Origin of the sequence: Microbacterium arborescens, from assembly GCF_049707515.1 — a bacterium.
Lineage (GTDB): Bacteria > Actinomycetota > Actinomycetes > Actinomycetales > Microbacteriaceae > Microbacterium > Microbacterium arborescens_B.
In genome coordinates this window covers 55904-80141 of the sequence record NZ_JBNAFI010000006.1, presented here as the reverse complement: position 1 = coordinate 80141, position 24238 = coordinate 55904, and the positions used below count along the sequence as shown (strand labels likewise).

Here is a 24238-nt window from a genome sequence, read left to right as displayed (position 1 = left end):
CGAGGAACGAGAACGAACGAATGAGCATGACACCCGAGCAGGCAGCGTGGTTCCGCGACACCTTCGCGCGTCTGATCGACAACGTCGACGCGGCGCTCCTGGGCAAGCGCGAGGTCGTCGCCCTCGTGCTCTCGGCGATGATCGCCGAGGGTCACGTGCTGCTCGAGGACGCGCCGGGAACGGGAAAGACGAGCCTCGCCAAGGCGATCGCGGCCAGCGTGCAGGGGACGTCGAACCGCATCCAGTTCACCCCCGACCTGCTGCCCTCGGATGTCACGGGTGTGACCATCTACGACCAGGCGAACAAGCGCTTCGAGTTCCACCGCGGGCCCGTCTTCGCCTCGATCGTGCTCGCCGACGAGATCAACCGAGCCTCGCCCAAGACGCAGTCGGCGCTACTGGAGGTCATGGAGGAGTCGCGCATCACCGTCGACGGCGTGGCGCACGAGGTCGGCCGCCCGTTCCTCGTCATCGCGACGCAGAACCCCATCGAGCAGGCCGGTACGTACAAGCTGCCCGAGGCCCAGCTCGACCGGTTCATGATCAAGACGTCGATCGGATACCCCAGCCTGGCAGTGTCGGAGCGCATCCTCGTCGGCGCGGTCGACCGCAACCCGTCGGCGAGTCTCAAGCCGGTCATCACGACCCGGGCCGTGGGCGAGATGGCCGACCTGGCCGCGACCGTGCACATCGACCCGGTCGTCGCGCGCTACGCGGCCCAGATCGTCGAGGCCACGCGCGAGGCGTCGGCGACGCGGCTGGGGGTCTCGGTGCGCGGTGCGATCGCGATGATCCGCATCGCGAAGGTCTACGCCGCGGCGCAGGGGCGTCACTACGTCGTGCCCGACGACATCAAGCTGCTCGCGCTGCCGGTGTGGGCGCACCGCCTCGTGCTCGACCCCGAGGCCGAGTTCACCGGCACGACCGCCGAGGCGGTCATGAACAACGCCCTCGCCGATGTCGAGGCGCCGCTCGCGCGGGCGGACGCTTGATGGCCACACCCCCTTCCGCTCCGACCTCGACGCGTCCCACGCGCCGGGGCCGTGGCGCTGCCGGTCGCGCGGCAGCGACGCCCGCAGCGGGGGAAGCGACGGCGGATGCCCGCACCGTGGGCGACACGACGCGCGACGCCGACGCGACCGTCCAGGTCGGCACGACGACCCTCGCGGCCGGTGCCGCCCCCGTCAACGCCGAGGCGCCCTCGCGGCTGGAGGCGTGGCGCGAGCGGCTCGAAGCATGGTGGACGGTCGCGCGCCGCATCATCCGGCTGATCACCCGAACCGTGCGCCCGCTCGGCTGGGTGCTGCTCTTCGCGACCGTTCTGCTGTGGATCCTCGCCCTCAGCTTCGGCTGGCAGGAGATGGTGATCGCGGCGGTCATCCTCACCGCGATCATCGTCCTCAGCATCCCGTTCCTCTTCGGCGGCACCGCGTACGACGTCGACCTCGATCTGACGCGCACGCACGTCGTCGTCGGTGAGCGCGCGATCGGCGGACTCACCCTCGCCAACGGCACGTCTCGCTCGATCCTGCCGTCGCGTGTCGTGCTGCCCGTCGGCTCGGGTCGCGGCGAGTTCGACGTCCCCCGCCTCGCGCCCGAGGCCGTTCACGAGGAGCTGTTCGCCATCCCCACGACGGCGCGCGGCGTGCTCGCGGTCGGCCCGGTCAGCGTGCTGCGCGGCGACCCGCTCGGACTCTTCGAGCGCAGCAGCGACCGCCGTCAGGCCGTCGACCTCTACGTGCACCCGCGCACGGTCCCCCTCGAGGGCCTGTCGCTCGGCCGGTTGCGCGACCTCGAAGGACTGCCCTCGTCGGATCTCGCCAGCGACGACGTGTCGTTCCACGCGCTGCGGGAGTATCAGCCGGGCGACGACCTCCGCCACGTGCACTGGAAATCCACCGCCCGCGTCGGTGAGCTGATGATGCGCCAGTACGAGGAGACCCGCCGCTCGCACTTCGTGCTCGGCCTCTCGACCTACGCCGGCGATTACGCCGACGCCGACGAGTTCGAGCTCGCGATCTCAGCCGCCGGCTCGATCGGCCTGCGGGCACTGCGTGACTCGCGGATGCTCGAAGCCCGCACCCAGCGCGGTCCGCTGCGCACGCAGGGATCGCGCCGGCTGCTCGACAACCTGTCGGCCCTCGACTACTCGCGCCAGCGCGACGGCGGCATCGTCGCGCTCGCCGGCACCATCGCGATCAACTCCCACGGCATCGCCATCGTGGTGCTGTTCTGCGGCTCCGGCGCCGACTCGGCCGAGCTCAAGCTCGCCTGCTCGCGGCTCCCTCAGGGCGTGCGCGCGCTCGCCGTGGTCGCCGACCGCTCGGTCGAGGTGCCTCTGCTGCGCCGTGTCGGCGATGCCGACGTCATCTCGATCAGCGCGCTCGACCAGTTGGCGCCGGCGATGCGGAAGGTGCTCTCGTGAGGTCGCCCGCCGTCCGCCGCCTCATCCTCGACCTCGTCGCGGTCGTGCTGCTGCTGGCCGTCGCGGTCGTCGGCTTCGGGCCGACCTTCGACGGCGGCGCGTACCTCCTGGCGGGGTTCGGCGCGATCGCCCTCGGCATCGGCATCGCCTGGCTCTGCGCCCGCCGCCGCTGGGGCATCCTGCCGACGGCCGGACTCACCGTCGCGGCCTACTTCCTCTTCGGCGGTGCGCTCGCGCTGCCGCACACCGCCCTGCTGGGCGTCATCCCCACGCTCGACACCTGGGCGCAGCTCGCGCTCGGCTCGGTGCAATCGTGGAAGCGCCTGCTCACGACCGTGGCCCCCGTCGCCCCGTACGACGGACACCTCATCGTCCCGTTCCTGCTGACGCTCGTGGCCGCCGTGCTCACGGCGTCGCTCGCCCTGCGGCTGCGGCAGGCGGCGTGGTCGCTCATCCCCGTCACCGCCTTCCTCGTCGCCCAGATCCTGCTCGGCATGACCGAGCCCGCGGTGCCGATCGCCCAGGGCGTCGTCTTCGCCGTCGTCGCCTCGGTCTGGCTCGCGCTTCGTCAGGCATGGGATCCCGACAACGCGGCGGTCCGCATCGAGCCGGCGGGCACCTCGGATGCCGCGGCCCTCAAGCACACGCGGCTGCGCCGCCTCATCTCCGGTGCCGCCGTGGTCGCCGTCGCCGTCAGCGCGGGCGTCGCGACCGCGGCGGTGGCAAGCCCGCCGTCGACGCGCTACGTGCTGCGCGACGTCGTCATCCCGCCGTTCGACGTGAAGCAGTACCCGAGCCCGCTGCAGTCGTTCCGCGGGCTCGTGCGCGACGATGCGGAGACGACGCTGTTCACGGTTCGCGGGCTGCCGGAAGACGGGCGCATACGGCTCGCGACGATGGATGCCTACAACGGCATCGTCTTCAACGTGTCCGATGAGGGTGCCGGCTCGTCGAGCTCGTTCACGCCGTTGCGCTCGAACATGTCCCCCGACGCCGAGGGCGTACCGGGCCGACTGCAGATCGAGATCGACGAGCTGCGCGGCGTGTGGCTTCCCGACGCCGGAGCCGTGCGGTCGATCGAGTTCGAGGGCGATCGTGCCGACGAGTTGCGTCGCACCGCCCACTACAACGACGCCACCGGAACGGCTGCGGTCACGGCGGGACTCGCCCCCGGAACGACCTACACCGTCGACACCGTGTTCCCGGTGATCCCGACCGACGAAGCGCTCGCCGACGTCGCCTTCGCCCCGATCAAGATGCCGAAGCAGGAGGGCATCCCCGACGGACTGTCGCAGTTCGCGACCGACGCGGTCGGCGACGCCGACACACCGATCGAGCAGGTTCGCGCCCTGACGGACTGGCTGTCGACCGACGGCTACTTCAGCCATGGCCTCGAAGACGACCCCTACTCGCCGTCGGGCCACGGCGCCGCGCGCATCACCAGCTTCTTCGGGGGTGACGAGATCATCGGCGACGACGAGCAGTACGCCGTGGCGATGGCGCTGCTGTCGGCGCAGCTGGGCATCCCCGCGCGGGTCGTCATGGGATGGCATCCCGACGAGGGCGACACTCCGGGTGAGTTCACCGCCACCGGCGACAACGTCCACGCGTGGGTCGAGGTCGCCTTCGACGGTTACGGCTGGGTTCCCTTCGACCCGACCCCCGACGAGGACAACGAGCCGAACGAGCAGACGACGACACCGCGGGCCAATCCCAAGCCGCAGGTGCTCCAGCCGCCGCCGCCCGCGCAGGAGCCGGCGGAGCTGCCGCCGGCGATCGCCAACGACCGCGACCAGGAAGAGGAGGAGGACCCGGGCTTCGATTGGATCGGCGCGATCCTCGCCCCGATCGGCATCGGCATCGGCGTGCTCGCGATCATCTTCGCCCCGTTCGTGATCATGGGTGCGGTGAAGACCGCTCGGCGAACGAAGCGGCGCAATGCCGACAAACCCGCCGATCGCATCTCGGGCGGATGGGACGAGCTCATCGACCGCGCCGTCGACCTGAACGCTCCCGTGGCAGCCGGTGCGACGCGGAGCGAGAGCGCGCAGGTGGTCGCCGCGACGATGGAGCAGCCGGACGTGACGGCTCTCGCGACATCCGCCGATGCCCGGGTGTTCGGGCCGGGGGAGCCGACGGCCGAGGACATCGACGCGTTCTGGCACGAGGTCGACGCGATCGTGGTGGGCATGAGCGGTCGTGTGTCGGTGTGGCGCCGGCTGCGCGCTCGTCTCAGCCTGCGCTCGCTTCTGCGCGGTCGTCGCCGCCGCGACGGGGGAGGTGCGGCATGAGCGCGATGGTCTTCGACACCGAACCGTTGACCGGCGTCCCCGAGATCCGCAGCGGCGTCTGCGCGCTGCTCACGTGGGATGACGGGTCGCGAACGGCCGTCTACGGTCGCACGGTGTTCGGCCGAGACCCCTCCCGCGCCGCCGGCGCCGACGCGATCGTGCTGCGCGATGAGACGCTGACCCTCTCGCGCACCCACTTCGAGCTCGTTCCCCTCGCGGCCGGTGGCCTCGCCGTCATCGATCGCGCGTCGACGAACGGCGTGACCGTTCGCCGCGGGGCCGGCGGCGACGACGTCGCCGTGGCGCCCGGAGCGCAGACGATTCTCCGCAGCGGTGACCGGCTCGATCTCGGGGACCGGTGGCTCGTCGTCGAGGTGCTCCGGTGACACCGGTGCCGCTGCGGATCGGACACGGCGCAGCGACGCACGCCGGGCTGCGAGGCCGAGCGAACGAGGATTCCTACCTCGCCGCGGTCCCGGTCTTCGTCGTCGCGGACGGGATGGGCGGACACGAGGCGGGCGCACGGGCGAGCGCCGCGGCCGTCGCCGAGTTCCAGCAGTTCGTCGGCGCCCCCGACGTCTCCAATCGCGACGTGCGCTCGGCCATCGAGCGCGCCCGCACGAGCATCGACGCCCTGGCGACGGGGCAGCGGGCCGCCGGTACGACCCTCACCGGCGTCGTGCTGACCCGGGTGGGGGATGCCGGATACTGGCTGGCGCTGAACATCGGCGACTCGCGGACGTACCGGTGGGCGCGCGGGCGACTCGAGCAGATCAGCGTCGATCACTCCGTCGTCCAGGAGCTCGTCGATTCGGGTCGGATGGACGCCGTCACGGCGGCCCACCACGCGCGGCGCAACGAGATCACGCGGGCCCTGGGCGCCGGCAGCGTCGGGCAGGCGGACTTCTGGATGCTGCCGGCCGAGAGCGGCGACCGCATCCTGGTCTGCTCGGACGGTCTGTCGACAGAGCTCGACGACGAGCGGATCGCCCGTATCCTCGACGAGGAGGCCGAACCGCAGGACGCGGCCCAGCGGCTCGTGCACGAAGCGCTGCTGCACGGTGGCCGCGACAACGTCACGGTCATCGTGGTCGACGCGCTGGGAGAGGACGCCGACGACGTGTACGACACGGTCCCGTCCGCACAGCCGGACGACGCCGACATAGACACCCGGCCGCGCACCGCGGCCGCAGGGGGGAGAACCTGATGGTCGAGGTCCGTTACGTCCCCGCGACGACCGCGGAGCACTGGCGTGTCGCCCTCGCGCCCGCTGCGGCCGTCGCGTTGCCCGCGAACGTCTCGATCCCCACCGTCGAGGCGGTCTGGCGGCGCCTCGAAGAGCGCGGCATCGGCGCCGTCATCGAGGCCCTGACCGGTGCTTTCGGCACGTCGCTCGCGGCGATCCCCGACTTCGTCCTGGCGATCGTCGAGGGCGACGGTCTCCGCGTCGCCGTGCGCGGGCCCGTCGAACTCGTCGTCGAGACCGAGACGGGGCCACTGTCGGTGTCGGGCCAGGGCGTCTCGACGTGGGTCGAGCGTCTCATCCCGGGCGTGCGGCGCGCATCGGCCCTCTTCGCCGAGGCCGCCGACGAGGCGACGGCGCTTCCCTTCGTCGAGGGAGTCGTGGCCGCGGATGCCGTGACGGTGGATCTGACCGGAGCGCGACCGGGTGCCCGACCGGCGAGCCCGTTCGTCGCGTCGACACCTTCTGCTGCGGCAACGCCCGCCGCATCGGCACCCGTCGCCACCTCGCCGTCGTCGGCGCCCGAGCCGGCACTCGCGCCCGCTCCTGTGCCCGAGCCGGCTCCGGACCCCGCTCCTGTGCCCGAGCCGGCCCCGGAACCCGAGCCTGCTTCGTCTTCCGCGTCGGTGCCCCTGTTCGAGCCGGCCGGTCGTGCGGAGACGCCGGTCGCGCCGGCGACAGGCGACTCCGACATCCCCTTCGACGAGTCGTCGGGCGCCGAGACCTTCGTCCCGCTCGGCGACACCGCCGCCGCCGACGAGCACGCGATGATCTGGGGCGAGACAGTCGTGCGGCCGACACTCCCCGCGAGCCCGGCCGAGCAGGTCGAGCCCGCAGAGCAGGGCGAGCAGGTCGAGCCCGCCGACGACGCCACCGTGGTGTCGGCGACGGCCCCGGCCGGAGATCACGACGGGGAGACCATCGCGGTGGCCGACATCCGCAGCGCCCGGCGCGGCGAACCCGCCATCTACGAGTCCACGGAGATCGTGCCCGCCCGGCGCCTCTCGCGCGGACGCATCCGCGTATCGGACGGTCAGGTCGTCGAGCTCGAGAACACCGTCATCGTCGGTCGTCGCCCCCGCTCCTCGCGCTCGACGGGCGACACGCTGCCCACGCTGGTCGCCGTGGAGAGTCCCGAGCAGGACATCTCCCGGAACCACGTCGAGATCCGGGCCGAGGGGGAGCACGTTCTCGTGGTCGACCTCGACACGACCAACGGCTCGGTCCTGCTGCGCGGCGGCAACGATCCGGTGCGGCTGCATCCGAACGAGCCGACGATGGTCGTCTCCGGCGACGTGCTCGACATCGGCGACGGTGTGACGATCGCCTTCGAGGATCTGCCGTGAGCGCGAAGCGTCCGCCCGCGCCACCGCCCGAGCTGCCCGGCTTCACCTACCTCGAACTGCTCGGCTCGGGCGGATTCGCCGACGTCTACCTGTACGAGCAGCAGCTGCCGCGGCGCAAGGTCGCCGTGAAGGTGCTGCTTCCCGACCGCATGGCGGGCGGCTCCGTCGAGCAGTTCACCGCCGAGGCCAACGTCATGGCGATGCTCTCGACGCATCCGGCGATCGTGACGATCTACCAGGCCGGCCTGGCCGAGGACCAGCGGCCGTACCTCGTGATGGAGAACTGCCCCCGTCCGAACCTGCAGGTGCGCTACCGCGCCGCCGCGTTCTCGGTCGCCGAGGCGCTGCGCGTCGGCGTCCAGGTCGCCGCGGCCGTCGAGACCGCTCACCGTGCCGGCATCCTTCATCGCGACATCAAACCGGCCAACATCCTGGTGACGGAGTACAACCGCCCGGCACTCACCGACTTCGGGATCGCGACGACGACCGACGGCGGCGACGAGACCGCGGGCATGTCGATTCCGTGGTCGCCGCCCGAGGCGTTCGCGGACGGCGCCGACTCAGGCGTTCGCTCGGACGTGTACGCACTGGGGGCGACGATCTACACGCTCCTCGCGGGGCGATCGCCGTTCGAGCAGCCCGGCGGGCGCAACGGCGCGGCGGATCTCATCCAGCGCATCGAGACCGCGCCGCTCGCTCCGCTCGACCGTGCCGACGTGCCGCCGTCGCTGCAGCAGGTGCTGGCGCGCGCGATGTCGAAGAGCCCTGCGGCGCGCTTCGACAGCGCCGTCGCTTTCGCCCGGGCCTTGCAGCGCGTGCAGATCGAGCTCGCGCACTCGGTCACGCCCATCGACATCCTCGACGACTCTCCCGACGCCGAGCAGGAGGAGGATGCCGACGGCGAGCTGACCCGGGTGCGGGGCATCGTGAGCATCGAGCCGACGACCGCTCCGCCGGCGGGATCGACACGTCGCAAGGACGCCCCGGAGGCGTCGTCGCCGTTCGCTCCGGCCGCGACCGGATCGCCCTTCGCGCCGAGCGCGCCCGACGAGACCGTGCTGCGCCCGTCGGCTCGCACCGAGCAGGATGCCACCGTGCGCCGGCCGCGCACGGTCGAGCCCGTCGCCGACCAGACGATGCGGCGGGCAGCGGCGGCGCCGGCCGTTGCCGCGGGCGAAGCGAGCCCGGAGGTCGCACCGGCGGCGCCCGCGGACGCCGTGACGGACGACCCCGGGGCGACCAGGTCGCCGGCCCGCTCGCGTCCATGGCTGTGGATCGCCCTCGGCGGGGTGGCGGCGGCGCTCGTCGTGGCCGTCGTCGTGGTGGCCAGTCTGCTGCAGCCGACCGCCCCCGCCGAGCCTGCGGCGAGCGAGACGCCGTCGAGTGCTCCGCAGGACCCTCTGGCAGGGTTCGTCCCGCGCGTCGGCGATCTGGTGGGGGCCGTGGCGGGAACCGACATCGTCTTCACGTGGACGAACCCGGATCCGGCCGAGGGTGACTCATACCTCTGGTACCCCGTCACGCTCGAGGGGACGAGCGCGCCGCAGCGCGTGGAGGGCGAGACGGTCACGATTCCCGCGGATCCGTCCGGCCGTACCTGCATCGAGGTGCAGCTCGTGCGCGCCAACGGCGGCGCCGGTGACGCGGTTCGCGGCTGCACGCCCTAGCCTGCGCGTTCGTCGGCCTCTTGGTGGTGTCCTCGGGCTCCGTGGCCGCGTCTGACGACCCTCAGATCAGGCGCGAGCCGAGCACCTTGACGATCACGGAGCGGCGCCGCAGCTCGGCGATCGTGCGGGTCTCCTCGTCGGCGTCGCGCCCCAGCGCGTGCGCATCAGACACGACGACGACATCGCCCGCCGTCAGGTGACCGAACAGGCGCGATAGACGCTCCTGCCAGCTTTCGCCCGTCTCGGGGGCGGGATGCCGGAAGCCCTCGATCGGGACGCCGAACTGCGCGAGCGCGTCGCGCTGGGCGACGATGCTCGGCATGTCGTCGCGCGAGACGACGAGACCGACCAGGCGCGCACCCGCGGGACGGGCGGCCCACCACTCCGGGCTCGGCTGCAGGGCCGCGAAGCTGTCGGGCAGCTCGTCGACGGGCGAGTCGGGCAGCGCGATCGTGCGGGTCTCGGCGTAGTCCGCCGCCGGGAGGGTCGTCCGGTCGTCCTCGGTCGGAGTTGTCACCCTCTCATTCTCGCCGACGCGAGAACCGTTTTCACCACGAGTTCGCTCAGACGTCGTTGCGGCGCATCTCGAGGCTCACCTGCTGCGCATCCAAGCGTCGCTGCGACTCGCGCAGCACCTCGGAGGAGTACGCGCCTTCGCTCGAGAGTTCGAGCAGTCGCGCGCGCATCGCGCCGATCAGCAGCAGCTGCAGCTCGCGCGTGAGGGTGCCGGCATCCTCGTCGGCTGCACGCTCCAGACGGCGCCGTGCGATCGTCAGCGTCCGTTCGTCCCACCTGCCGCCCTTCTCGACGGCGAGCGCCGGGTCGGCGAGGCGGCCGAGCGCTGCGGTGCGCAGCTCGGCATCCAGCGCGTCCTCCTCTCGACGCACGAGCGACGCATCGGCGGCCGCGCGCGGGATCCGCAGCGCGCGGACGAGAGCCGGGAGCGTGAGCCCCTGCAGCAGCAGACTGATGACCGCGACGAGGAAGGCCGTCAGGATGAGCAGCTCCCGCTCCGGGGTGTCGCGGGGGAGAGTCTGGGCCGCGGCGAGGGTTACGACGCCGCGCATCCCCGCCCACACGATGATCGTGCCGTGCTTCCAGCCGAGCGGTGAGGCCTCGTAGTAGTCGAGGTCGTTGAACGCTCGGGTCACTCGGGTGCGCATGCTGGTCAGGCGGCGCCGCGTGGCGCCCGGATCCCGCCCCCGCCCCGGGAAATCGGACGGCAGGCTGTCGAGGCGCTCCGAGATCTGCTCGAGCCTGTCGCGTTGGCGACCGCGGGCTCGGCGGCCCTGCACGAAGATGAGGCCGGCGACATAGACGGCGCGGATGGCGAGCAGGATCACCAGCGACCCCAGGGCGAGCAGGATCGCCTTTCCGGGTCCGCTCTGCTGTTCGACGTTGGCGTCGAGGATGCCGCGCAGCTCGAGCCCCATGACCAGGAACACGCCACCCTCGAGGACGAGCTCGACGGTGCGCCAGTTGATCTCGTCCGACACCCGCTGCTCGGCGGTGAATCGGCGCGCGGCGCCCTGGCCTGTCGTGATGCCGGCGGCCACGGCGGCGACAAGTCCCGAGCCGCCGAGATGCTCGGTGGGGAGGAACGCCACGAAGGGCACGATGAACCCGAGCGCCGTGGCCGCGACCGTGTTCATGCGCGCTCGGATGCGCAGGTTGAGCGTGCCGACGACCACCCCGACGATCACGGCCGCGACGATGCCCCAGACGAACGTGCCGACGGTGTCGGCGAAGGCGAAGCCGCCCGCGACGGCCGCGATGGCGCTGCGCAGCAGCACGAGGGCCGTGGCGTCGTTGATGAGGCTCTCGCCCTCGAGGATCGTGACGACGCGCGGCGAGATGCCGAGACGCTTCACGATCGAGGTGGCCACGGCGTCGCTCGGGCTCAGCACCGCCCCCAGCGCGACCGCCAGAGGGAAGCCGAGCTGCGGCAGCACGAGGACGAGGAATCCGCCGACCGCGAGGGCGCTGACGACGACGAGGGCGACGGCGAGCCCCGAGATCGAGGGGAGGTCGCGCCGGAACTCGACAGCGGGCAGGCGCACCGCCGCGGCGTAGAGCAGGGGTGGCAGAACCCCGACGAGGATCAGCTCGGGGTCGACTTCGAAGTCGTCGAGGATCGGCAGCCACGAGGCGGCCAGGCCGACGGCGACGAGGATCAGCGGTCCCGCGACCCCCAGGCGTTTCGACAGCGACGTCGAGAGCGCGATCGCGACGACGCCGAGGATGAGTCCGGGCAGCAGCTCCACGGGTCCGGACGCCGCGTCAGAGGATGCCGAGGGCCCGGACGGCCTCGCGCTCGTCGATGAGCTCCGCGACTGACGCGTCGAGCCGTGATCGGCCGCGCTCGTCGAGGTCGAGCCCCGTCACGACCCGGTAGCCCGACCCGTCGCTCGTCACGGGGAAGGAGCAGACCAGTCCCTCCGGCACGCCGTACTCGCCCCGTGAGACGACGGCGGCGGAGGTGCGCCGACCGTCGGTGCCGAGCACGTCGTCGCGCACGTGACGCAGCGCGGCGTTGGCCGCCGACGCCGCCGACGACGCGCCCCGCACGGCGATGATCTCGGCGCCCCGCTTCGCCACGCGCGGCACGAACTCGTCGTCGAGCCAGGCGCGTGCGGCATCCGCCCCGCCCAGCCGTTCGGCGAGCGCGTCGATCGCGGGCCGCCCGGCGACGGTGGCGGAGGTGATGTCGGGGAACTGCGTCGCGGAGTGGTTGCCCCAGATGACGACGCCCTCGACGTCGGTGACGGGAACCCCGAGGCGCGCGGCGAGCTGAGCCACGGCGCGTTCGTGATCGAGACGAGTCATCGCGCTGAAGCGCTCGGCCGGCACGCCCTCGGCGGCCGACGCCGCGATGAGCGCGTTCGTGTTCGCGGGATTGCCCACGACGAGCACGCGGACATCGGATGCCGCCGCCGCGGCGATCGCCGCACCCTGCGGGCCGAAGATGCCCGCGTTGGCGGCGAGGAGATCGCTGCGCTCCATGCCGGCCGACCGAGGGCGCGCGCCCACGAGCATCGCGATGTTGGCGCCCGAGAAGCCCGTGCGCGCGTCATCGGTGACATCGACCGACCCCAGCAGCGGGAACGCGCCGTCCTGCAGCTCGAGTGCGATGCCCTCCGCGGCGCGGACGCCGTCGGGGATCTCGAGCAGGCGGAGGTTCACGGGCCGGTCGGGGCCGAGCATCTCGCCCGAGGCGATGCGGAACAGCAGCGCGTATCCGATCTGGCCGGCCGCGCCGGTGACGGTGACGGTGGTGGCGTCCATGCGCCGAGCCTATTCCTGCCGCGCCGCGGCGTGCGGAGCGAGGGGCCGGGGATGTTTCCGTTGAGGCGCTACATTCGGGTCGAGCCACGATCTCTTCGCGCAAGGACGGTCATGACCCTTTCCCGCCCCGAACTGAGCGTGCTGGCGCGCATCCGTTCGTCTGCATCGCTCCTCGGTCCGAGCGAGTCGAAGGTCGCGACCCTGATCCTCGAGCGATCTCACGAGGTCGTGGAATGGTCGACGGCGGAGCTCGCCCAGGCTGCCGGAACATCGACGGCCACAGTCATCCGGGCTTGCCAGAGTCTCGGGTTCCGGGGTTTCCAGCACCTCCGGCTCGAGCTGGCCCGTTCTACTCCGATGAAGACGCGCGAACGCGATGACGTCGCCTCGAGCACGTTCGATGACGCCGTCGAGGCGTTGCGCCTGGCGCAGGAGAGCGTGAGCCCGGCGCGGGTGAACGAGGTCGCGGCCGCGCTTCGAGACGCGCGGCGGGTCGTGCTGGTGAGCAACGGCTTCTCCGGGCCGCCGCTGCAGGACTTCGCCATGCGGCTCAGCACGCTGGGGCGCGCCGTCGAGGCGCCGATCGATCCCTTGGCTCAGCAGTTCGCGGTGAACTCGCTCGACGAGCGCGACCTCTGCTTCGCGTTGAGCTACTCCGGCGCGAACATCCAGACGCTGCGCGCATGCTCCGCCGCACGTGATCGCGGCGCGCGGGTCGCCGCAGTGACGAGCTTCGCCCGCTCGCCGATCGGGCGCGCCGCCCATCTCGTCATCGCGACCGGGCCGGCGGCGGAGTCGCACGATGTCGACCCGTTCCTCGCGCGCATCGGGCACACGGTCGTCCTGCATGCGCTCCACTCCGCCCTCTCCCAGGGGATGGCGCCCGGGGATGCCGCGGGCATGCGACACGTGGTCGCCGACGCCATCGCCGACGAGTAGACCCGAGCGTTCACCCGTTCGTCGACGCCGCGTCACCGGCGTGCCAGCAGCCGGAGACCTCGGGCGACTGTAATCACGTTTCGTGAGTGATGTAACGCCCGTAACGCGCGGCGGAGAACGCGGCTGCCGAGGACCGGGCCGCCGTGAAGTGCACGGCCCGGGAGCGCGAGGTTGTGATGCGCGCGATTGAGGTCGACGGCCTGTTCAACGTCCGCGTGAGCCGGGGCGGAGCCCCCTGGCTCGTTCGCTCCGGCGCTCCGGAGACGCTCACGGATGCCGGAGCCGCGGCTCTGACGGAGCTCGGGGTGTCGGTGATCCTCGACCTGCGCGAGCCCTCCGAGCACGGACCCGTGCGTCACGACATCCCCGTGAGCTCGGTGCCGGTCTACGGCGCCGAGCCACCCGTGATCGGCGGCCTCGAGGAGATCTACGAGAACCTCCTCCGTCAGCGCGGCGACGCCCTCGCCCGCGCCGTCGGCGTCGTCGCAGATGCCGACGGCGCCGTGCTCGTGCACTGCACCGCCGGTAAGGACCGCACCGGGCTCGTCGTCGCGCTCGCGCGCTCGGCTGCCGGAGAGACGGCCGACGCGATCGTCGCGGATTACGTCCTGTCGGCCCCGGAGGTGCGGCCCGTCCGCCAGGCGCACGCCGATCGGATCGTGCGCGACCTCGCCGGTTCCGACCGTGCGGGCGTCCTCCGCCTGCACCTCGAGAGCCCGCCCGAGGCGATCGTGCACGCGCTCTCGATCGTCGACGCTCTCGGCGGAGCGGAGCAGTACCTCCGCACGCACGGGCTCACCGACGCCCAGCTCGGCGCGCTGCGGCGCAAGAACGCGGGTGCCGCGTGAGCCGCGCCACGGGGAGACTGACGGTGCTGCACCTGAGTGATGTGCACGCGACGTCGGGGGAGCTGCTCTACGACGCCGTGGACGGCATCGAGCGGCTGCGCCGGGTGGAGACCTACATCCGCGACGCGGGGATCACGCCCGAGGCGATCGTCGTCACCGGCGACCTCGCGCAGCGCGGTCATCCCGACGCGTACCCCCGGCTGCGCGACGCTTTCGACCGTCTCGCGGACGCTGCCGGCGTGCCCGTGCTCACCGCGCTGGGCAACCACGACCACCCGGAGGCGGCGCGGGTGCTCCGAGGGCACCGCGAGAGTCACCACCGCGTCGAGATCGTCGACGACCTGCGCTTCGTCGTGCTCGACTCCTCGTCGGGCGAGCTGGGCCGGCCGCAGCTCGACTGGCTGCGGCTGGTGCTGCGCTCTTCGCACGGCATCGGCACCATCGTCGCTCTCCACCACGCCCCGCTCGGGTCTCCGCTGCCGACGCTCGCCAAGGCGGGCCTGCGCGACTCCGCCGCCTTCCTCGACGCCGTCGAGGGCACCGATGTCCGCGTCGTGCTGGCCGGGCACTTCCACCATCCGCTCTCGGCGACCCTCCGCGGCATCCCGATCTCCGTCGGACCCTCACTGGCCTATCACCAGGTCATGGATGCCGGGCCCGACCGAGTCAGCGGCCACGACCTGGCGATGTTCTCCCTCGTGCATCTGCTGCCCGAGGGTGTCACGGTCACCAACGTCGGCCTCGATTCGCCCGCACCGATCTTCTCCTCCCTCCTCACCCGATGACACCCGATTGGACCCCCATGTCACGCATGCGCACGACCGTCCCCGTCGCCCTTCTCGGCCTCGCCGCCGTCGCCCTGGCCGGGTGCTCGTCGAGCTCGGCTCCCGCCGCCTCGACCGAGACCGCAAGCGGCGCCGCCGAGCCCGCAACCATCACGCTCTACACCTCGGAGCCGCAGGAGAAGGCCGACGAACTCGTCGCCGCCTTCAACGAGATCCACCCGGAGATCACGGTCGAGGTGTTCCGCGCCGGCACCGGCGACCTCACCACACGCGTCGCCACGGAGCGCGAGTCGGGCGGCATCCAGGCCGACGTCTTCCTCGCCGCCGACGCGGGCACCTTCGAGGGATACGCGGCCGAAGACCTGCTGCTGCAGTACACCCCCGCGGGCGCCGACGAGCTCAACCCCGACGTCGTCGACGCCGAGGGCTACTACACCGGCACGCGCATCATCCCCACCGTCATCGCCTACAACACCGGCATCGTCACCGAGGCGCCCGAGTCGTGGGCCGACCTGACCGACCCGGCGTGGGCCGATCAGATCGTGATGCCGAACCCCGACGTCTCCGGCGCAGCCGCCTACAACGCGGCGGTCTGGCTCGACGAGCCGCAGCTGGGCGAGGAGTGGATGACCGCGCTCGCGGAGAACCGTCCGGTCATCGCCGACAGCAACGGTCCGGTCTCGCAGGCCGTCGCGACGGGCGCCCAGCCGGTCGGCGTCGTGGTGGACTACCTGGTCCGCGAGCTCGCCGACCAGGGGTCGCCGATCGCGGTGTCGTACCCCAGCGAGGGCGTTCCCTACGTCTCGCAGCCCGTCGGCATCTTCGCCGACACCGATCAGGTCGAGGCATCGCAGGCCTTCGTCGACTTCCTCGTCAGCGCCGAGGGGCAGAAGCTGGCCGTCGAGCAGTCGTACCTTCCCGTGCGCTCCGACGTCGGCACTCCCGAGGGAGCCCCGGCCATGGACGAGATCACCATCCTCTCGCCCGACCTCGAGACGATCCGCAGCAGCCAGGATGCCGCGGTCGAGACGTTCCGGTCGCTCTTCCTTCGATGACCTCGACCACGATCATCCCCGCGGGCTCGGGCAACCGGGCCCGCGGGGGCCGTCTGCGCCGGCTCGACGGCGCAGACGCGCTGGTCGCGGCCCTCTGGCTCGCGTGCGGCGGGCTGATCCTCGTCCCGATCGGCGCCCTCCTCGTCCTCGCGGCGCGCGGCGAACATCTGTCCGTCCTGCTTCAGGGCGACGTCCTGCAGGCGGGTGCGAACAGCCTCGTCTCGGCGATCGCCTCAGCGCTCGCGGCCGTCGTGATCGGGACGGTCTTCTCCGTCCTCCTCGAACGCACCGATCTGCGCGGCCGCGGGGCGCTGCGCCTGCTCGCCCTCAGTCCGCTCCTCATGCCGCCGTTCGTCGGAGCCATCGCCTGGCTCGGGGTGGCGGGGCCGACCAGTCCGCTCAATCTCTGGTGGCGCGACGTCTTCGGCGCACCGCTCTGGTCGATCTACGGCGCCGACGGCGTCATCCTGCTGCTGACGATCCACAGCTACCCGATCGCGATGATCATCGTCTCAGCGGCCCTCCGCCGCATTCCCAGCGACCTCGAGCAGGCCGCACGCATCGGCGGCGCCGGACCGATCCGGGCGTTGACCTCGGTCACCGTCCCGCTGCTCCGCCCCGCTCTCGTGTCGTCGTTCGTGCTCATCGCCGTGGGGAATCTCGCCGACTTCGGCATCCCGTCGATCATCGGCCTGCCCGAGCGGTTCGTCACCCTCGCGACCCTCGTCTACCGCTACCTCCAATCGGGCACCGTCGACGACCCGCTCGCCGTCGTCGCCACCATCGGCGTCGTGCTGCTCGTCCTGGCTGTGCTCGCGCTCGTCGCCGACGCCGCGCTCGCACGCCGCGGCTGGGAGCTCGATTCGTCGAATGCCGTTCCCGAGCGCACACCGCTCGGGCGGGCGCGCATGCCGATCGGCGTGACGCTCTGGGCTGTGGTGCTGGTCATCACGGTTCTCCCGCTCCTCGCGCTGCTCACGCAGACCCTGCTCCGCGCCCCCGGGGTGCCGCTGACCTGGGAGAACCTCACGCTCGATCACTTCGTCCGGGCCGTCACGACCCCCAGCGCCCTCGCGGGGGCGGCGAACTCGGTCATGCTCGCGACCCTGGCGGCGGTGATCTGCGGTGTGCTCGGGCTGGCCATCGGCGTCGTGGTCGCGCGTACGCGCGGCCGCGCATCGCGGGGTCTCGGCGCGGTGGCGACGGTGCCCCAGGCCATCCCCGGCATCGTCATCGCCGTGGCGTGGCTGATCCTCGCGCCCACCCTCGGCCTGTTCAACACCCCGTGGCTGATCCTCGTCGCCTACGTCACCTCGTTCACGGCGCTCGTCGTGCAGGCCGTCGCCGCGCCGCTGTCGGCGACCCCGACGAGTGCCGAGGAGGCGGCGCGCGTGGCCGGCGCCGGTCGCCTGCGCGCGCTCGTCGACATCTCCTGCAGGATGGCCGCGCCCGCGGCCGTCGCAGGAGCCGTCGTGGTCGCTGTCACCGCCGTGCGAGAGCTCACCCTCTCGGTGCTGCTGCTCTCGCCGGGGTCCCAGACCCTCGGGGTGGCGATCTTCAACTTCCAGCAGGCCGGAGCCTTCAACACGGCATCGGCGTGGTCGCTCATCGTCGCCCTCGTGGGTCTGTCCGTGATCGGGCTCGCGACCCGTCGCCCTCGCTAGTCAGAAAGGCCGTCATGGCATCCGTCACCCTCGAACACGTCTCGCTCCGCTACCGCAACGGCACGCTCGGCCTCGCCGACGTCGACCTCGCCGTCGCGGACGGTGAGTTCATCGCGCTGGTCGGCCCCTCCGGCTCGGGCAAGACGACGCTGCTCCGCAGCATCGCCGGCTTCCTCGAGCCCACGGCGGGACGCATCCTCATCGGCGACCGGCAGCTCGCCGGCGGCGCAGCATCGGTACCGCCGGAGCAGCGTCAGCTGGGAATGGTGTTCCAGCAGCACGCCGTCTGGCCGCACTGGAACGTCGCCCGCAACGTCGAATATCCCCTTCGACGCGCTCGCGTGCCCCGTGGTGAGCGCCTGCGCCGGGTCGGGGAAGCGCTCGACCTCGTGGGACTGTCCGGTTACGAGCGCCGTGACCCCGCGACCCTCTCGGGCGGGCAGCGGCAACGCGTCGCGCTGGCCCGCGCGCTCGTCGGTCGCCCGCGCGTGCTCCTCCTCGACGAAGCGCTCTCGGCCCTCGATGAGCCTCTCCGCGATCGGCTGCGACTCGAACTCCACACGCTGACGCGCGAGCTCGGGCTCACCGTCATCCATGTGACCCACGACCGGTCGGAGGCGCTCGCGCTCGCCGACCGGGTCGCCGTTCTCGATGCCGGCCGCATCCGCCAGGTGGCGTCGCCGCAGACACTGCTCTCGCATCCCGAGAGCGCGTTCGTCGCACGTTTCCTCTCCGACGCGACGCTCGTCGAGGGCTCTGTCAGGGGTGGCCGGTTCCGCGCCGACGGGCATCCGCTCGATCTCGCCTGCGACTCCGCCGTTCGAGACGCCGGTCGGGCCACGGCGGCGATCCTGCCGTCGTCGGTCGCGCTGCGCGCCGGCGGCGACGCCGTCGTCCGCTCGGCGCTGTTCACGCCGGAGGGCAGCGATGTCATCGTGGAGTGGCAGGGGCTCCGGCTGCGCGCGCGAACCCTCGGCATGCGTCCCCGCGTCGGCGACAGCGTCGGCATCGAGGTGACGAAAGCCGTCGTGTATCCCGAGGCCGCGACCCTTCCGGCGCCCGACGCGGTCGCGACGTCGTCATGACGCTCGCCCTCGTGCGTCACGGCCGGACGCTGTGGAATCGGGAACGCCGGATGCAGGGTTCCGCCGACATCGCGCTCGACGGCGTGGGCGAGGAGCAGGCCGCCGCGGCGGGCCGACTCCTCGCCGGGGCGGTGTGGACCCGCGTCGTGTCGTCGCCGCTTCGACGGGCGGTGCAGTCCGCGGAGATCATCGCCGCCCACCTGCCGGACGCGCGGCTCGACCGGATCGCCGAACTCGCCGAGCGGCACTACGGCGAGGCCGAGGGGCTGCCCGTCGCGGAGGTCCGCGAGCGCTGGCCCGACGAGGACTACCCGGGCGCGGAGCCGGTCGAGGCCACGCGTGATCGCGGCGTCGGCGTACTCCGCCGGCTCCTGCTCGAGGGCGAGAACACCGTCGCGGTCGCCCACGGAACGCTCCTCCGCGTGGCGATCGACGGGCTGACGGGCGCCAGCTGTCCCCGGATCCTGAACGGCGAGGTCATCCTCCTCGACGCGGACGGTGCGGGCGGGTTCCAGACGAGACGGCTCGGCGGATGACGCGGCGCAGCGCGCTCGTGGGTCCGGTTCCGCGCCGCGGCGACGCCGGAGACCAGGCACCGGTACGGTGAATCGCATGAACGAACGCGACCGCGGAGCCGCACGGTGAGCGTGTCGGCCGCCCTGGCCGGCATCCTGTATCCCGAGATCGAGCCCTACGAGACGGGCTTCCTCCTCGCCGGCGACGGCCAGCGCGTGTACTGGGAGCAGTCGGGCAATCCCGAGGGCAAGCCGGTCGTGTTCCTCCACGGCGGTCCCGGCGGCGGCACCTCGCCGTGGCACCGTCGCTTCTTCGACCCCGAGGCCTACCGGATCATCCTGTTCGACCAGCGCGGCTGCGGGAAGTCCACCCCGCACGCGAGCGACCCGGCCGCGGACCTCCGCTACAACACCACGTGGCACCTCGTCGCCGACATCGAGCTGCTGCGACGCAACCTCGGCATCGACCGGTGGCAGGTCTTCGGCGGCTCGTGGGGCTCGACGCTCGCGCTCGCCTATGCGCAGTCGCACCCGGATGCCGTCTCCGAGCTGGTGCTGCGCGGCATCTTCACGCTGCGACGCCACGAGCTCGAATGGTTCTACGAGGGCGGCGCAGCGGCGCTGTTCCCCGACCTGTGGGAGGACTACCTCGCACCGGTCCCGGTCATCGAGCGGAGCCGACTGATCGAGGCGTACCACCGGCTGCTGACCGACCCGGATCCGGCGGTGCATGTTCCCGCGGCGCAGGCCTGGACACGCTGGGAGGCCTCGACGGTGACCCTCCGTCCCGACCCGGAGCTGGTCGCCGGAATGACCGCGCCGGAGTCGGCGACGGCGTTCGCGCGGATCGAGAACCACTACTTCATCAACGGCGGATGGCTGCGCGAGGGGCAGTTGATCGAGGATGCCGCAGCGGGGCGGCTCCGCGGCATCCCGGGGGTGATCGTGCAGGGTCGCTACGACGCGTGCACGCCGCCCATGACCGCGTGGGACCTGCACCGGGCCTGGCCCGAGGCCGAGTTCGTCATGGTCGACGACGCCGGTCACTCGGCCGGCGAGCCCGGCATCGCCGCGGCCCTCGTCGCCGCGACCGACCGCTTCGCCCGCTGACCCGGCGCCGCCGTGCAGCGCCGCGCCGCCGCGCGCCGAGAACGCACCGTTGCCGTGAGAACGCACCGGGGAGGGTGCGTTATCGCGACGAGAGTGCGTTCTCGGCGGGTCGAGCCGGGGGCCAGTGCACCGACACGTCGAGGCGTCGGCGGGTGGGACCGGACGGCGGGGTGACGAGCATCGGAATGAGCGCGGCCATGGCCTCGCGGCCGAGCTCGTCGCCGTCGACGTCGATCGCGGGCACGTCGTCGGCCCCGATCGCCTCGGCCACCAGGCGTTCCGCGCTGACGAGGATCTCGCCGGGGGAGGCGACGCCGCGGGCGCGGAGGGCGAAGACGAGCCCGAGCCCGATCGACGTGGCGTAGGGGACGACGGCCGTCGCGCCCGACGCGATCACCGCGTCGGCGGTCGCGACACCCGCCGCGAACGTCGCGGGGAAGGGGCCCAGCGCGGTCAGCTCGGCGCGCTCGCCGACGGCGGCCTCGATCGCGGCGGAGCGCTGCCGGTCCTGCCACGACCCGTCGGGACCGCCGAGGTAGACGATTCCTCGGTGACCGGCGTCGGCGAGGCGCGTCGCGAGCTCGGCGAACGCGCTCGCGGTGTCGGCCACGATCGAGGTCATGCCGTCGATCTCGCGGTCGACGAGGACCGTCGGCCCGAAGGCGCCGGCGGCACGGACGATGTCATCGGGACCACGCGGTGCGACGAGGATGCATCCGTCGACCTGCCGGGCGAGGCGTTCGAATTCGGCGAGTCCGTCGACGTCGTCGAGCCGGTGGACCGCGATCGTGAGCTGCAGATCGGACTCGCGGGCGCGATCCTGGGCGCCCGCGATGATCGGCGTGAAGAAGGCGTTGTCGAGGGTCGGGACGACGAGCGCGACGATGCCGCTGCGACCCCGGGCGAGGTGGCTCGCCGCGCGGTTCGGGATGAAGCCGAGTGTCTCGGCAGCTGCGCGCACCCGCGCGACCGTCTCGGGTGCGACGAGGTCGGGGCGGCTGAGCGCCCGGGATGCCGTCGACTTCGACACACCCGCGTGCGCGGCGACATCGGCGAGTGTCGTCACCGTGCCCCCTTCATCGCGACGCCGCATGCCGCGCCGGTCCGCTCATCCTACTGAGCGGGAGCAACCGGTTGCGCCGCCGTCGAACGGCGGTTTTACACGGTGTTAACACGAATGGTCGCGACTCCCTCCTCTCGGCCTCTACGGTAGGAGCAACCGGTTGCGCAACCGGTTGCGCCCGCACCCCTCGCACGAACGGAGTTCGCTCGTGGTTTCACGCCGCACCGGACTGCTGGCCCTCCCCGGGCTCGCACTCCTGCTGGCGGGGTTCCTCATCCCGTCGATCGCGATGCTGTTCGCCCCTCCGGGTGTCAGCCCGGTCGACATCTTCGAACGGCTCGGCGGGATGCTGACCGACCCGTTCGATCTCGCGATCATCGGCCGAACGGTCGGTCTCGGTCTCATCGTGACCGTCATCTGCATCGTGCTGGGGTTCCCGATCGCCTACCTGCTCGCCCGATCGACCTCGCGCTGGGCGGGCGTGCTGCTGGCCCTGGCGATCTTCCCGCTGCTCCTGAGCAACGTCGTCCGCACCTTCGGCTGGCTCGTGCTGCTGGGCTCGAACGGGGCGATCGGACAGCTGCTGACCGGGCTCGGGCTCGTCGACCGTGCGCCGCAGCTGCTCTACACCGAGCTCGCGATCGTGCTCGGCCTCACGCAGCTGTTCCTGCCGCTGGCGATCATCTCGTGCTACTCCGCCGTCGCCCAGGTCGACCCGGGCCTCGACGATGCCGCCCGCGGCCTCGGCGCGAGCCGCACCCGCACCTTCTGGGGCATCGTCGTCCCGCTCTCGGCGCCCGGCATGGTCGTCGCCGCGACCCTCGTCTTCGCGGGCAGCGTCACGGCGTATACGACGCCGTACCTGCTCGGCGGATCGAGCCAGCGGATGCTGTCCACGCAGCTCTACTCGTACTCGAGCGTCACGATCGACTGGGCCGCGGCGAGTGCGACGGCGATCATCATGACGGTGCTCGTCTTCGCCGTGTCGGGCCTGTCTGCCATCGTCGGACGACGGGGGGCCACCGCGTGAAGACGAGTCGTCCCGTCGCGGCATCCCTCGCCGTCGCCGGCTACATCATCATGATCGTGCCGATCCTGTTCGTGGTCGCCACGGCGTTCACGGGAGGCAGCACCCTCCGCTTCCCGCCCGAGGGATTCTCGCTGCGCTGGTTCGAGGCGGCGTTCAACTACGACCCGTTCATCAGCGCGCTGCTGTCGAGCATGCAGCTCGCGCTCGTCGCGACGGTGCTCGCGCTGCTGATCGGCGTGCCCGTCACGCTCGCGATCCATCGCGGCAAGCTGCCCGGCAAGGGCCTGGTCGAAGGACTGTTCCTCTCGCCGCTCATCGTGCCCGAGCTCGTGGTGGGTCTCGCGCTGTATCAGCAGCTGATGATCGGCCTGCGCCTCGACAACTTCCCGGTGCTGCTCATCGGCCACACCGTGCTGATGCTGCCCTACGCGGTGCGCGTCACCGGGGCCTCGCTGGCTCTCGCCGACCCCGGCATCGAGGAGGCCGCCCGGGGCCTCGGCGCCTCGCCGCTGCGGGCGTTCTTCACCGTGACGCTGCCGCTGCTGCGCCCCGGGATCTTCTCGGCGGGCCTGCTGAGCTTCGTCACGTCGTTCAACAACGTGCCGCTGTCGCTGCTGCTGCAGAGCCGCGACTTCCGCACGCTGCCCGTCACCATGCTCGATTACGTCCAGCAGAGCTACGACCCGATGGTCGCGGCCACCAGCACCATCATCCTCGCGGGCACCGTCGTCATCGCCGTCATCGCCGAGCGCACCGTCGGCTTCGCCCGCATCTTCGGAGGGATCAACCGATGACCACCGCAGCAGAGTTCGTCGGGGTGACCCAGCGCTTCGGCGACTTCACCGCCGTCGACGACATCGACCTCGCCATCCCGTCGGGGCAGCTCACGACCCTTCTCGGGCCCAGCGGATGCGGCAAGACCACGTCGCTGCGCATGCTCGCGGGGTACTCGCAGCCCACCTCGGGCCGCATCATGATCGCCGGCTCCGACGCCACGCGCACGCCGCCCGAGCGTCGCGGACTCGGCATGGTGTTCCAGTCGTACGCACTGTTCCCGCACATGACCGTCGCCGAGAACGTCGGATACGGCCTCAAGCTGCGGAAGGTCGCCACGGCCGAGCGTCGTCGTCGCGTCGAGGAGTCGCTGGATCTCGTCGGCCTCGGTCACCTCGCCGCGAGCCGCCCCAAGAAGCTCTCGGGCGGACAGCAGCAGCGTGTCGCGCTGGCCCGCGCGATCGCCATCCGGCCGACCCTGCTGCTGCTCGACGAGCCCCTGTCGAACCTCGACGCGCGCCTGCGCGTGCAGATGCGCGCCGAGATCCGCCGCATCCAGTCCGAGACCGGCCTCACGGTCGTCCTCGTCACGCACGACCAGGACGAGGCGCTCGAGATGTCCGACCGCATGGTCCTCATGCGCGACGGACGCATCATGCAGGAAGGCGCCCCGTCGGAGGTGTTCACCGCCCCCGCGAACCGCTTCGTCGCGGAGTTCCTCGGATACGAGAACTTCCTCGCCGCGCCCGACGGCTCGCCCACGACCGTGCGCCCCGAGCATCTCGCCATCGGTCGACCGGCGGACGGGACCGGCCTCGCGCTCGACGGCGTCGTGCAGGATGTCGCCTACCGCGGGGTCGACCGCCTGGTCACCGTCGCCGCGGTCGACGCGGCCGGCGACAGTGTGCGTCTGATCGCCGACGTCCGCGATGAGGCCGTCGCCGCCCGCCCGGGCGACCGCGTCACCGTGACGGCCCCCACCGCCCGCCTCATCCGCCTGGCCGCCTGACGGGCATCGCGGCGCTCCGCCTGCCTCACGCTCCGCCCCTCCCACGCTCCACCCGCACCCGCACCAGCACCAGCACCCGCATCCCTGCGGCCCGCCCGCAGCTC

21 protein-coding genes and 1 pseudogene are annotated in these 24238 nt (G+C 72.0%); 18 read left to right on the top strand and 4 right to left on the bottom strand.

What is annotated here, in order from left to right; translation table 11 throughout:
- Nucleotides 1-20 precede the first annotated feature (20 nt).
- The 7 genes from ACPYN5_RS12455 to ACPYN5_RS12425 are packed head-to-tail and all read left to right on the top strand — an operon-like array spanning nt 21 to nt 8972.
- Nucleotides 21-992 carry an AAA family ATPase gene (locus ACPYN5_RS12455; protein WP_424449306.1) on the top strand — a complete coding sequence of 324 codons (972 nt, stop codon included), beginning with the start codon at nt 21-23 and terminating at the stop codon, nt 990-992.
- Nucleotides 992-2425 (top strand): DUF58 domain-containing protein, encoded by a 1434-nt coding sequence (locus ACPYN5_RS12450; RefSeq protein WP_424449305.1) that lies wholly within the window; start codon nt 992-994, stop codon nt 2423-2425. The genes ACPYN5_RS12455 and ACPYN5_RS12450 overlap by 1 nt, the downstream gene beginning before the upstream one ends.
- Nucleotides 2422-4716, top strand: coding sequence for a transglutaminase-like domain-containing protein (locus ACPYN5_RS12445; protein ID WP_424449304.1), 2295 nt, complete (start codon nt 2422-2424; stop codon nt 4714-4716). The genes ACPYN5_RS12450 and ACPYN5_RS12445 overlap by 4 nt, the downstream gene beginning before the upstream one ends.
- Nucleotides 4713-5102 carry an FHA domain-containing protein gene (locus ACPYN5_RS12440; protein WP_424449303.1) on the top strand — a complete coding sequence of 130 codons (390 nt, stop codon included), beginning with the start codon at nt 4713-4715 and terminating at the stop codon, nt 5100-5102. Before ACPYN5_RS12445 ends, ACPYN5_RS12440 begins: the two co-directional genes overlap by 4 nt.
- Nucleotides 5099-5923 (top strand): PP2C family protein-serine/threonine phosphatase, encoded by an 825-nt coding sequence (locus ACPYN5_RS12435; RefSeq protein WP_424449302.1) that lies wholly within the window; start codon nt 5099-5101, stop codon nt 5921-5923. Before ACPYN5_RS12440 ends, ACPYN5_RS12435 begins: the two co-directional genes overlap by 4 nt.
- Complete coding sequence (locus ACPYN5_RS12430) at nt 5923-7305, top strand: FHA domain-containing protein (RefSeq protein ID WP_424449301.1); 1383 nt, start codon at nt 5923-5925, stop codon at nt 7303-7305. The genes ACPYN5_RS12435 and ACPYN5_RS12430 overlap by 1 nt, the downstream gene beginning before the upstream one ends.
- Entirely contained in the window at nt 7302-8972 is a 1671-nt protein-coding gene (locus ACPYN5_RS12425) for a serine/threonine-protein kinase (RefSeq protein WP_424449300.1), read from the top strand. The genes ACPYN5_RS12430 and ACPYN5_RS12425 overlap by 4 nt, the downstream gene beginning before the upstream one ends.
- Before the next feature lie 61 nt (nt 8973-9033).
- On the opposite strand, the gene ACPYN5_RS12420 is transcribed toward ACPYN5_RS12425, so the two are convergent.
- Genes ACPYN5_RS12420 through ACPYN5_RS12410 form a run of 3 tightly spaced genes read right to left on the bottom strand, consistent with a single transcriptional unit; the run spans nt 9034 to nt 12257 of the window.
- Complete coding sequence (locus tag ACPYN5_RS12420; RefSeq protein ID WP_424449299.1) at nt 9034-9489, bottom strand: recombinase family protein; 456 nt, start codon at nt 9487-9489, stop codon at nt 9034-9036.
- Nucleotides 9490-9535: 46 nt separating this feature from the next.
- Nucleotides 9536-11236, bottom strand: coding sequence for a cation:proton antiporter (locus ACPYN5_RS12415; RefSeq protein ID WP_424449298.1), 1701 nt, complete (start codon nt 11234-11236; stop codon nt 9536-9538).
- Nucleotides 11237-11252: 16 nt separating this feature from the next.
- Nucleotides 11253-12257: a malate dehydrogenase gene (locus ACPYN5_RS12410; RefSeq protein WP_424449297.1), complete on the bottom strand. Its 1005-nt coding sequence runs from the start codon at nt 12255-12257 to the stop codon at nt 11253-11255.
- Between the two features lie 111 nt (nt 12258-12368).
- Here ACPYN5_RS12410 and ACPYN5_RS12405 point away from each other — a divergent pair, with 111 nt between their 5' ends.
- From ACPYN5_RS12405 to pip, 8 genes and pseudogenes are all read left to right on the top strand, one after another.
- A complete protein-coding gene (locus ACPYN5_RS12405; RefSeq protein WP_424449296.1) occupies nt 12369-13196 on the top strand; it encodes a MurR/RpiR family transcriptional regulator in 828 nt (275 codons plus the stop codon).
- A gap of 176 nt (nt 13197-13372) precedes the next feature.
- Nucleotides 13373-14044 carry a tyrosine-protein phosphatase gene (locus tag ACPYN5_RS12400; protein ID WP_424449295.1) on the top strand — a complete coding sequence of 224 codons (672 nt, stop codon included), beginning with the start codon at nt 13373-13375 and terminating at the stop codon, nt 14042-14044.
- Nucleotides 14041-14829, top strand: a complete 789-nt coding sequence (locus ACPYN5_RS12395; RefSeq protein WP_424449294.1) for a metallophosphoesterase family protein — start codon at nt 14041-14043, stop codon at nt 14827-14829. The genes ACPYN5_RS12400 and ACPYN5_RS12395 overlap by 4 nt, the downstream gene beginning before the upstream one ends.
- 17 nt (nt 14830-14846) lie before the next feature.
- The gene (locus ACPYN5_RS12390) at nt 14847-15884 is read left to right on the top strand and encodes an ABC transporter substrate-binding protein (RefSeq protein WP_424449293.1); all 1038 of its coding nucleotides are present in this window, start codon (nt 14847-14849) and stop codon (nt 15882-15884) included.
- Nucleotides 15881-17548: an ABC transporter permease gene (locus tag ACPYN5_RS12385; RefSeq protein ID WP_424449292.1), complete on the top strand. Its 1668-nt coding sequence runs from the start codon at nt 15881-15883 to the stop codon at nt 17546-17548. Before ACPYN5_RS12390 ends, ACPYN5_RS12385 begins: the two co-directional genes overlap by 4 nt.
- Before the next feature lie 101 nt (nt 17549-17649).
- Nucleotides 17650-18633 (top strand): annotated as a pseudogene (locus ACPYN5_RS12380) (ABC transporter ATP-binding protein); the annotation flags it as partial.
- Complete coding sequence (locus ACPYN5_RS12375; protein ID WP_424449291.1) at nt 18630-19169, top strand: histidine phosphatase family protein; 540 nt, start codon at nt 18630-18632, stop codon at nt 19167-19169. The pseudogene ACPYN5_RS12380 and the gene ACPYN5_RS12375, both read left to right, overlap by 4 nt.
- A gap of 111 nt (nt 19170-19280) precedes the next feature.
- Nucleotides 19281-20258: a prolyl aminopeptidase gene (gene pip / locus ACPYN5_RS12370; RefSeq protein WP_424449451.1), complete on the top strand. Its 978-nt coding sequence runs from the start codon at nt 19281-19283 to the stop codon at nt 20256-20258.
- Between the two features lie 79 nt (nt 20259-20337).
- Here the strand turns inward: pip and ACPYN5_RS12365 are convergent, their stop codons facing one another.
- Nucleotides 20338-21324: a LacI family DNA-binding transcriptional regulator gene (locus ACPYN5_RS12365; protein ID WP_424449290.1), complete on the bottom strand. Its 987-nt coding sequence runs from the start codon at nt 21322-21324 to the stop codon at nt 20338-20340.
- Nucleotides 21325-21529: 205 nt separating this feature from the next.
- Between ACPYN5_RS12365 and ACPYN5_RS12360 the strand changes: the two genes are divergently transcribed.
- From ACPYN5_RS12360 to ACPYN5_RS12350, 3 genes are read left to right on the top strand one after another with little or no spacing between them, the layout of a single operon-like run.
- A complete protein-coding gene (locus tag ACPYN5_RS12360; protein ID WP_424449289.1) occupies nt 21530-22351 on the top strand; it encodes an ABC transporter permease in 822 nt (273 codons plus the stop codon).
- A complete protein-coding gene (locus ACPYN5_RS12355; protein ID WP_424449288.1) occupies nt 22348-23145 on the top strand; it encodes an ABC transporter permease in 798 nt (265 codons plus the stop codon). Before ACPYN5_RS12360 ends, ACPYN5_RS12355 begins: the two co-directional genes overlap by 4 nt.
- Nucleotides 23142-24134 (top strand): ABC transporter ATP-binding protein, encoded by a 993-nt coding sequence (locus ACPYN5_RS12350; RefSeq protein WP_424449287.1) that lies wholly within the window; start codon nt 23142-23144, stop codon nt 24132-24134. The genes ACPYN5_RS12355 and ACPYN5_RS12350 overlap by 4 nt, the downstream gene beginning before the upstream one ends.
- Nucleotides 24135-24238 lie beyond the last annotated feature (104 nt).

Bases quoted from the DNA above. Each gene is read 5' to 3' on its own strand.
- ACPYN5_RS12390 (WP_424449293.1), top strand. From the start codon at position 14,847: ATGTCACGCATGCGCACGACCGTCCCCGTCGCCCTTCTCGGCCTCGCC.
- ACPYN5_RS12375 (WP_424449291.1), top strand. From the start codon at position 18,630: ATGACGCTCGCCCTCGTGCGTCACGGCCGGACGCTGTGGAATCGGGAA.
- ACPYN5_RS12430 (WP_424449301.1), top strand. From the start codon at position 5,923: ATGGTCGAGGTCCGTTACGTCCCCGCGACGACCGCGGAGCACTGGCGT.
- ACPYN5_RS12350 (WP_424449287.1), top strand. From the start codon at position 23,142: ATGACCACCGCAGCAGAGTTCGTCGGGGTGACCCAGCGCTTCGGCGAC.
- ACPYN5_RS12455 (WP_424449306.1), top strand. From the start codon at position 21: ATGAGCATGACACCCGAGCAGGCAGCGTGGTTCCGCGACACCTTCGCG.
- ACPYN5_RS12450 (WP_424449305.1), top strand. From the start codon at position 992: ATGGCCACACCCCCTTCCGCTCCGACCTCGACGCGTCCCACGCGCCGG.
- ACPYN5_RS12385 (WP_424449292.1), top strand. From the start codon at position 15,881: ATGACCTCGACCACGATCATCCCCGCGGGCTCGGGCAACCGGGCCCGC.
- ACPYN5_RS12440 (WP_424449303.1), top strand. From the start codon at position 4,713: ATGAGCGCGATGGTCTTCGACACCGAACCGTTGACCGGCGTCCCCGAG.
- ACPYN5_RS12410 (WP_424449297.1), bottom strand. From the start codon at position 12,257: ATGGACGCCACCACCGTCACCGTCACCGGCGCGGCCGGCCAGATCGGA.
- ACPYN5_RS12405 (WP_424449296.1), top strand. From the start codon at position 12,369: ATGACCCTTTCCCGCCCCGAACTGAGCGTGCTGGCGCGCATCCGTTCG.
- ACPYN5_RS12400 (WP_424449295.1), top strand. From the start codon at position 13,373: ATGCGCGCGATTGAGGTCGACGGCCTGTTCAACGTCCGCGTGAGCCGG.